Origin of the sequence: Planktothrix sp. PCC 11201, from assembly GCF_900009135.1 — a bacterium.
Classification (GTDB): domain Bacteria; phylum Cyanobacteriota; class Cyanobacteriia; order Cyanobacteriales; family Microcoleaceae; genus Planktothrix.
On record NZ_LT797688.1, the window covers coordinates 424,768 to 432,916 of the forward strand.

At 40.7% G+C, this 8,149-nt stretch carries 10 protein-coding genes; 5 read left to right on the plus strand and 5 right to left on the minus strand.

All coding sequences use genetic code 11. The features are described 5' to 3' along the window. Window positions 1-82: 82 nt before the first annotated feature. The gene (locus PL11201_RS02740) at window positions 83-262 is read left to right on the plus strand and encodes a hypothetical protein (RefSeq protein ID WP_079677106.1); all 180 of its coding nucleotides are present in this window, start codon (window positions 83-85) and stop codon (window positions 260-262) included. Between the two features lie 2 nt (window positions 263-264). Here PL11201_RS02740 and PL11201_RS02745 read toward each other — a convergent pair whose 3' ends face one another. Beyond that, window positions 265-1,833, minus strand: coding sequence for a photosystem II high light acclimation radical SAM protein (locus PL11201_RS02745; RefSeq protein ID WP_079677107.1), 1,569 nt, complete (start codon window positions 1,831-1,833; stop codon window positions 265-267). A 315-nt stretch (window positions 1,834-2,148) separates the two neighbouring features. Between PL11201_RS02745 and PL11201_RS02750 the strand changes: the two genes are divergently transcribed. Beyond that, entirely contained in the window at window positions 2,149-2,523 is a 375-nt protein-coding gene (locus tag PL11201_RS02750; RefSeq protein WP_079677108.1) for a DUF1830 domain-containing protein, read from the plus strand. Window positions 2,524-2,636: 113 nt separating this feature from the next. Then, window positions 2,637-3,206 (plus strand): hypothetical protein, encoded by a 570-nt coding sequence (locus PL11201_RS02755; RefSeq protein ID WP_079677109.1) that lies wholly within the window; start codon window positions 2,637-2,639, stop codon window positions 3,204-3,206. A 72-nt stretch (window positions 3,207-3,278) separates the two neighbouring features. Here the strand turns inward: PL11201_RS02755 and PL11201_RS02760 are convergent, their stop codons facing one another. Beyond that, window positions 3,279-4,043 carry a response regulator transcription factor gene (locus PL11201_RS02760; protein ID WP_079677110.1) on the minus strand — a complete coding sequence of 255 codons (765 nt, stop codon included), beginning with the start codon at window positions 4,041-4,043 and terminating at the stop codon, window positions 3,279-3,281. Window positions 4,044-4,284: 241 nt separating this feature from the next. On the opposite strand from PL11201_RS02760, the gene PL11201_RS02765 reads away from it, so the two are divergent. Beyond that, window positions 4,285-4,533 carry a DUF6761 family protein gene (locus PL11201_RS02765; RefSeq protein ID WP_079677111.1) on the plus strand — a complete coding sequence of 83 codons (249 nt, stop codon included), beginning with the start codon at window positions 4,285-4,287 and terminating at the stop codon, window positions 4,531-4,533. Between the two features lie 104 nt (window positions 4,534-4,637). Here PL11201_RS02765 and grxD read toward each other — a convergent pair whose 3' ends face one another. After that, window positions 4,638-4,961 (minus strand): Grx4 family monothiol glutaredoxin, encoded by a 324-nt coding sequence (gene grxD, locus PL11201_RS02770; RefSeq protein ID WP_079677112.1) that lies wholly within the window; start codon window positions 4,959-4,961, stop codon window positions 4,638-4,640. A gap of 112 nt (window positions 4,962-5,073) precedes the next feature. After that, complete coding sequence (locus tag PL11201_RS02775) at window positions 5,074-5,331, minus strand: BolA family protein (protein ID WP_079677113.1); 258 nt, start codon at window positions 5,329-5,331, stop codon at window positions 5,074-5,076. 625 nt (window positions 5,332-5,956) lie between these two features. Between PL11201_RS02775 and PL11201_RS02780 the strand changes: the two genes are divergently transcribed. Beyond that, window positions 5,957-6,700 carry a thioesterase II family protein gene (locus PL11201_RS02780; protein WP_079677114.1) on the plus strand — a complete coding sequence of 248 codons (744 nt, stop codon included), beginning with the start codon at window positions 5,957-5,959 and terminating at the stop codon, window positions 6,698-6,700. Between the two features lie 81 nt (window positions 6,701-6,781). Here the strand turns inward: PL11201_RS02780 and PL11201_RS02785 are convergent, their stop codons facing one another. Beyond that, window positions 6,782-8,143 carry a cytochrome P450 gene (locus PL11201_RS02785; protein WP_144017652.1) on the minus strand — a complete coding sequence of 454 codons (1,362 nt, stop codon included), beginning with the start codon at window positions 8,141-8,143 and terminating at the stop codon, window positions 6,782-6,784. Window positions 8,144-8,149 lie beyond the last annotated feature (6 nt).

Below are 8,149 nucleotides of genomic sequence, written 5' to 3' on the forward strand. Positions count from 1 at the left end.
AATGATTTTAGCATCGCAGGGGAGGTATGGTCAGCGTCCTCGCCCACTAACAGAAACCGGGTTTCTCAAGATATCTTGATTTATGGCAATTAACTTAATTAGAAACCCGGTTTCTTTGGGTATTGCGATCGCATTCGGGGCGGGTTTAGCAAGATTTCTGCTAATTAACAGAGATTGTCTCGAACCCGCCCCTACAATTGGGGGATTTAATTATAGCGGAAAGTGCGATCGCTACCATAACCGCACCCCCAATTCAACCTAAAATTAACGAATACTTGCTAACTCTTTTCCCTGACCCAATGGCGCATTTAAGGCTTCTTCTAAAGGTGCTCGTCCTAACTTTTCTTCTAAAATATCCATCACCGTCCGTCCGAAATCATTGGGGTTGCGCTTCCAGGCTTCTAAACAGATTTCGCCAAAAAATGATCCTAAAGGTTCGGGATTCCAGAGCAATTTTCTGGCTGTCCAAGGCATTAAACTCATGGGATCATACCCGGGTTTTAACATCTTTTTATCAAAGGCATATTCTTCTAAATGGGTATGGGGTTGCAACCCGATAAAGAAAATCGCAGGTTCGACTTTATCCGCCCCAAAAATAGCCTCTAATTCCCGATGGTAAGCAATGGTTTGACGGATGGTTTCAAAGGTTTCATCAATCACATTAAAGGAATAATTCACCGAAACCAAATCGTTAAACCCAGCAGCTTTTAAATCCCGACAATTTTCTAAAACTACCCGCAAATTATACCCCATTCGCATTTTTCTGACTAATTCTTGCGAACCACTGGTAATCCCAATTTCAAAATAATTCATCCCGGTTTTAGCCATTAAATCACATAATTCTGGGGTTAAATTATCCGCCCGAATATAGGCCGCCCAGTGAATATCCGTCATCCCAGAATCAAGGATTTTTTGCAATAATTCCACCGCATCATTAATAAACTTACGGGCGGGAATAAATTGGGCATCGGTAAACCAAAAGTTTCTAATTCCCCGTTGATACAGTTGCTGCATTTCCGCCACCACTTCATCGGCGGGATTAATTCTAACTTGTTTGCCCTCAATAACCGTATAGATACAATAACAACAATTATGGGGACAACCCCGTTTTGTCTGGACTCCAATATAAAAGTCTTGATCTTGAAAATAATATTGAAATTCCGGCCAAATGGTTTCAATATAATTGTAATCACAGGCGGTTTTTTCAAAATTCATGGGTTGTTCATGAATTAAGCGATCGCGGGGTGTCGTTTCTCCAACAATATAACAGCGTTCATCGGCTAAATCCTGTCCTCTTAATAGCCTTTCTAATAAACTTTCTCCTTCCCCAACCGAAACAATACTTCCTTTAGGTAAACTCTTTCCTAACTGTTCATAAAAAACACTCACCGCCCCGCCCCCAACCACAACCCGCGCCTGGGAATTATAACGTTGAGAACGGGATAATCCCCGTTTAATTAATCCTAAATTCTGCCAAAGTTCCGTATAGTAGGATGTTGCTAAACGTAATCCTCCTAAAGCCCCTCGTAATTTAATTAAAGGGTTTTTAGCATAATAAAATTCAAAGGCATTTTGTAGCGGATTTCCACCCCGTCCCCCCACGGGGGCATAAATTTGAATATCTCGCCAAGAAAAGACTAATAATGTGGGTTGAAACTCATCTACACAAGCATCCAAGGCGGCGGCATAGTCCAAGGGAGGGACAGCACCTAAGTCAAAAATGCGCTGTTGGACGGTGGGAAATAGCTTGTGAACGTGGTCGGACAGGTAAACCACCCCAATCGGGAAAATCGGGTTACAGGGAAGGCGGACGTAAAGGATTTTATCTTCCATGATACTGTTGTGTGTCGGGCGGGAGTTGGACTGAAATGGGTGAAGTTATATCGACTTTGTTTAATATTCCTTAACACTATAACGAATTTTCTGCCCTTTAGGGTCGCAACTCTGAGAAATTCGTTTGGTAGCTAGTTGATTAAAAATTCTATATCTTCCTATTGCCCATTGCCCATTCCCTATTCCCTATTTTTCGATAAACTGGATGAGTATAATAACGGATTGGTAGTCGGGGTTACAACCAACTGGGATCAACAAATGTTAACGTAGCAAGTAATCAATAAAACGTTTACCTCAAAGCCCCCAAATCCCGATATGGCTCAAATTCTTGATCCCCTACCGTCAAATAGTTCTGGTCGAATTTTGTGCTGCTATGTTAATGCTACCAGCCATATTCAGATCGCTCGGATCACCAATGTTCCTAATTGGTACTTTGAGCGGGTGGTATTTCCAGGACAACGCTTAGTTTTTGAAGCGATTCCGCAAGCAACTTTGGAAATCCATACCGGAAGTATGGCCAGTGCAATTATTGCTGATAATATTCCTTGTGATCGGCTCCAGATTGATCAACAGTCTATCAGCTATGAGGATAAACCTTTGACTCTAAATACTCAACCCAGAAATTTTGCCAGTAAGCGTACAGTTAAACAGGAACCTTTAACAACTCCGGCTTTAACTTCTGTTGATTAATTTACCAAAAAACGATAATAAAAGCATCTCAAAACTCACCGGAGAGATTCCACTGCGAGTTAAAATATCGCGGTGGAATTTCTGGAGATTAATCAATTTAAAAGCTGTTTAAAATGAATATTGAAACAGTAGAATCCGTAGCGTTATCTAGTCCAATTGTATTTCGCCTATCTCCAATTATTAGAATCACGCTGTTAAGTTTATATACGGTATTGATGATCCCCTTACCTTTTTTGTCAAAAGCTGTCAATTCCCCCATCTCTCCGATGTTACTTTGGCTAGGGATTGGGATCGGAGTGATCGCCTTATTAGCACTTTTAACAGAAAGGGTAATCGTGGATCATGAGGGAATTAAAGTAAGCTATTCTTCTTTGATTACTCCGATATTTCGTCGGGGTTGGTCATTACCCTGGAATCAGATCAAAGCCTTGAAACCCAGAACCACCGGACAAGGAGGACTGGTTTATTATTTTGTCAGTCAGACGGGGGAAGGTTATTTACTCCCAATGCGAATGGCTGGGTTTGCCAAGTTTGTGGGAATAGTCCAAGAAAAAACAGGAATTGATACAACCGATGTCCGTCCGTTGGCTCAACCCTGGATGTATTTTATTTTATTGGGCTGTAGTTTATTATTAGGCCTAGTAGATATTTGGACAATTTCCACCGCCCTCACGCTGAATTGACATAATCCCGTGAAAAGAGGGAATAATCAAAATAAAGGATTAGATTTTGATTATTCCCTGATCTCCATCAGATCAAGCACTACTCTCTGTTTTGACTCCGCGAATGGGTGGATATTTGCCATTGAGTCTAACAGCGCGAACCGTTTCTGCTTTCAGAACTTCCAAATTGAGACGATAACCAATATTCCGAACCGTTTGGATTAAATTCGGTTGACGGGGGTCAGTTTCTAACTTTTTCCGTAACGAAAGAACATGGGTATCAATCGTGCGAGGATTGTCAATAGCATCTGGCCAAGCCCGTCGCAACAGTTCTGAACGACTCAAAGGTTCTCCACAGGCTTGAGCGAGAACATAGAGCAGACTATATTCCTGGGGAGTGAGTTCAATCAATTGACTCTGTAGGCGCACACGACGCTGTACCAAGTCAATTTTGAGAGATCCATAATCCAAGATGGTTGGCGGAACAATGGTGCGACTACGGCGCATTAAGGATTCTGTCCTCGCCAAAAATTCCTGCATTCCAAAGGGTTTGGTTAAATAGTCGTCAGCGCCCGCCCTCAAACCCCGGACAATATCGGATTCCGTTGTGCGAGCCGATAACATCAGAATTAAAGATTGTCGTTGCTGCTGAAGCCATTGGCAAAACTCTAAACTATTTCCCTCTGGTAATTCAGCGTCCAAAATCACTAAATTGGGTTGATGAGCATAGAAGATATCCCTTGCATTGTGCAAATCAGCAGCCTGATGAACCAAGTAACCAACGTGCTGTAAATGCCAACCCAAGAGCGACCGTAAATGCGGGTTTCCCTCAATAATTGAAATACAAGCAGATCCCACGAATGCGAGCTTCCTTCTTCAATGTTGAGTTCAAGCGTAACAGGGTAATCTTTCTGATTTTGTAGCTACTGTTACCTCCCCATCACCTTAATAGTCAAAAGTATCAAAGCCAACCGGGGTAATTTTGATCTGAAGTTAAGATGGAAAGAGTTAACATGAAAATAGACGAGTCTTAGTTCCCGGAATCCGGCCTGACCTTTTAGTTCAATCGAGTAATTACCCCTTAACCCCCATTCAAACCATGCTTCAGGACACCTTAACGATTCGCCATTATCAGAAACTCACCGACGCCCTCGTCGAGATGTGGAATCGAGGTTATCGTTATGATGATCTCAGGTTATATTTAGACGGTTACTTAGCCGCCCTCAGACATACAAATACCTTAGAACCCTATTTAGTTAGTCGTTTGGAGGAAGAAGCGACTCGATACATTTACGACCCCTCGAATTTTGAAATGCCGATGCCTCAACGTCAAGTAGATTATTATTAGGGCAGAAGTCCAGAAAGGGTTGGGAAAGCGGGAATATCAGGGATAGAGGGTTAGGCAGAAATCAACTGCAACCCAACACCCGAAACCCGATACCCAACACCGTTTTATGAAGCAATTGCCACTTCTACCAGTTGCTGTAACTCACCTTTTTGATACAGTTCAATCAGCACATCAGAACCGCCAATAAACTCACCGTTGATATAGACCTGAGGAATCGTTGGCCAGTTGGAATACTCTTTAATCCCTTGGCGAATTTCATAATCTTCTAAAACATCTAGGGTTTCAAAAGGAACCCCCAAAGTATTTAAAATCTGCACAACATTATTGGAAAAACCGCACATTGGCATGAGCTTTGTTCCCTTCATAAAAACAAAGATTTTGTTTTTCGTGATCAGATCTTTAATTTTTTCCTGTGCGTCTGTTGTCATGGTTTATTAATAGAATAAGGTAGGTTTGGATAGGTTAATTGATCGGCAAAACGATCATAGAATCCCAGATTTGAGTCTAACTGATTTCCGAGAATTTGGGTATTAAGCTAGATCAGAATTCAGTGCTGGCTTTTTCCCACTCTTGAGGGGTATAGGTCTTTAATGCTAAAGCGTGAATAGCTTCGGTTGCCATGGCTTCTTTAACGGCTTTGTAAACCATTTGGTGTTGTTTTACTAAAGTCTTGCCTTCAAATTCGGCTGATACCACAATCGCTTGTAAATGGTCACCCCCGCCCAAATCTCGAACTTGAACCACCGCATTCGGTAATTCTGACTTAATCATTGCTTCAACTTGATTGAGTGTAATCATCGCCATTCCCAGACCATAGTATTTCAAATATTTTAGAGGAAACAGGAGTCAGAAGTCAGAAGTTAGAAGTTAATGATTTCCTCCCCTGCCTCCCCTGCCTCCCCTNGAGGGTTATACTGGATCTGAAATAGGAGTTCTGAAACCCAGTTTTGGCTGTCATTGGAAGGATAATATTGCCGGAACTGGAAGGATAATATTGCCGTGACTGTAGCTGTAACATTCATTCTGAGGTTAAGTAGTCACCCGACATCTGCAACAGTTGGAAGCATAAGATTGCCGTTAACTAAAAATGGAACCATAAAGCTGCCAAAAATTTAAGATTTTTTCAAAAGATGAAGAAGTAAGATTAAGTCAAGCACTCAAGCCAGTGCCAAGGAGACTTGGAGGTAAAAGCTTTACCTCAGTACCCAAGAAAAACAAGGCATTAGTTGTGAGTCGTATATTCGTGTGAGATGCTAGAGCATCTCCAATCCAATTGGAAGCATATATTTGCCGGAGTCAATTGGAAGGATAAACTTGCCGAAACGGCAATATTATCCTTCCAATGACATTGGCAATACTTTCAGACTATCTTGCCCCTGGTGACAGCTTCGCTATATCTACCCCAATTTACGATATAAAACTTATGACATCTAGTTGGATTATTAAGTATTATCCAAATCCTCAAGCATCTTTACGCCTTTTTTGCTTTCCTTATGCAGGTGCAGGTGCTTCTATTTTTCGCAGTTGGTCTACTTATTTACCTCCAGATATTGAAGCTTGCGGCATCCAACTTCCAGGGCGAGAAAACCGATATAAAGAAAAGAAATTTACTAATATATTTTCTTTAATTGACGCTCTTACAACAGCACTTTTACCTAATCTAGATCGCCCTTTTATGTTTTTTGGTCATAGTGTTGGCGCATTGCTTAGTTTTGCAGTGGCGCGTCAACTTCGCAGACTACGATATCCTACTCCATTACACCTATTTATTTCTAGTTATTCCGCTCCACAACTTCCTAATTTAGATTTACCGATCGCTAAACTTTCCGATACCGATCTTTTAGAAGAAATACGCCTTTACAATGGTACACCAAGTAACATTTTAGAAAATCAAGAATTTATAAACTTCTACTTACCGATTCTGCGGGCAGATTTAACATTAAAGGAAAGTTATGTTTACCTACCTGAACCCCCTCTTAATTGTCCGATTTCTGCATTTGGAGGCATAAACGATCCTAAAATTAGCCGAGATTCTCTAGCTAGTTGGCAAGAGCAAACCAGTAAAAAATTTAACCTACAAATGTTTCCTGGAGATCATTTTTACTTAAAAACTCAACAAGAGTCTTTGCTGAAAGCGATCGTCCTTGATTTAACCAAACAGAGTTAACCTTAAAGGCTTGCAAACAAGGTGAAGTTAAATTTTATTTCTCTTTAGGGAGCGATCGCAAAACTTTTCAGTCTACTGAAATTAGCGAAAACCCTTCAACACTAAAGGTACTCCATTTGAGGGTGCGATTACTGCACTGCGACGTATTGGTTTAATAGGTTTATCATCAGCTAATTCTAAGTTGTATTTAGATACGATTGAAGCTATTACCAGTTTTATTTCTAGCATAGCCAAGGCGTGACCCAAACAAAGTCTCACACCGCCACCAAAAGGGAGAAATTCATAAGCAGTATATTGACGCTCCAAAAATCTTTCTGGTCTGAATTGTTTGGAATTTGGATACAAATCTTCTCGATGATGAATTGAATAAATGCTGGGAATAAATGTTGTCCCAGCTTTAAAAAAGCGACCCATTATTTCTACATCTTGTTTCGCAAATCTCGCCAAAGCCACCTGTACTACCGGATAAATTCGCAGCGTTTCTTGACAAATAGCCGTTAAATATGGGAGACGAGATATTTCAATCGGATCGGGATTTTTACCTAAACTATCGATTTCTTGTAAGAGCTTTTCCTTGATCGAGGGATTTTTTGCCAGCCAGTAAAAAGCCCAAGCTAGAGCATTAGCAACAGTTTCATGTCCAGCAGATAACAAAGTAATTAATTCATCTTTTAACTGTTCATCACTCATTACCTGACCCTCTGAGTCAGTTGCACATAGCATTAAACTTAAGATGTCATTGCCACGTTTTTGGGGATGAGTGCGTTTATCTTCTATTTCCGCTTGGAATAAGTCGTAAATTTTTTGTTTTGCCCTGATAAAGTTGCCCCAAGGACTCCAAGATCCTAAGTCTACTTGCAGAGGTTTCAAGAATATAAAACTCAAGCGCGTTGGAGAAGAGGTAAGTTCTAACCAATGAGCTATGGCGGATCTAAGTTGGTCGCATTTTTCCCCTTCACTAAATCCAAACACTACTTGCATAATTACCTTCAGAGTAATCTCTTGAGTAACTTCTGTACCAATAAAATGTTCATTTATTTTCCAAAAAGAAGCTACTTTTTCAGTTATTTCACAGATTGACTTAGCGTATGATTTTACTTTATCTCCATGAAAAGGCGGCATAAGTAATTTACGTTCTCTTTCGTGACGAGGGCCGTCCATTAAGATTAAGGAATTATCTCCCATAATCAGACGACCCCCTCCATTGTTGTTTATACGCGCAGCATCAAAACATTGAGCATCAGCAGCGAAAATCTCTTTAATCCCTTGAGGATGCGCTATGAATACGAATGGAGGAAATCCTAATAGCTTTATAGTAAAGATATCGCCGTATTTATCAGTGCATTCTTCTAGATATTCAAAAGGTCGAGAAATCCAATTGAGCATCTGAAACAATGCAGGAGCTTTAGGTCCGTCTGGTAATTGATTTTCACTAAAAGACATTCTTGG

What these genes read in the sequence shown, in the direction of transcription:
- PL11201_RS02740 (WP_079677106.1), top strand. Translation starts at nt 83, where the DNA reads ATGGCAATTAACTTAATTAGAAACCCGGTTTCTTTGGGTATTGCGATC.
- PL11201_RS02745 (WP_079677107.1), bottom strand. Translation starts at nt 1,833, where the DNA reads ATGGAAGATAAAATCCTTTACGTCCGCCTTCCCTGTAACCCGATTTTC.
- PL11201_RS02750 (WP_079677108.1), top strand. Translation starts at nt 2,149, where the DNA reads ATGGCTCAAATTCTTGATCCCCTACCGTCAAATAGTTCTGGTCGAATT.
- PL11201_RS02755 (WP_079677109.1), top strand. Translation starts at nt 2,637, where the DNA reads ATGAATATTGAAACAGTAGAATCCGTAGCGTTATCTAGTCCAATTGTA.
- PL11201_RS02765 (WP_079677111.1), top strand. Translation starts at nt 4,285, where the DNA reads ATGCTTCAGGACACCTTAACGATTCGCCATTATCAGAAACTCACCGAC.
- grxD (WP_079677112.1), bottom strand. Translation starts at nt 4,961, where the DNA reads ATGACAACAGACGCACAGGAAAAAATTAAAGATCTGATCACGAAAAAC.
- PL11201_RS02775 (WP_079677113.1), bottom strand. Translation starts at nt 5,331, where the DNA reads ATGATTACACTCAATCAAGTTGAAGCAATGATTAAGTCAGAATTACCG.
- PL11201_RS02780 (WP_079677114.1), top strand. Translation starts at nt 5,957, where the DNA reads ATGACATCTAGTTGGATTATTAAGTATTATCCAAATCCTCAAGCATCT.
- PL11201_RS02785 (WP_144017652.1), bottom strand. Translation starts at nt 8,143, where the DNA reads ATGTCTTTTAGTGAAAATCAATTACCAGACGGACCTAAAGCTCCTGCA.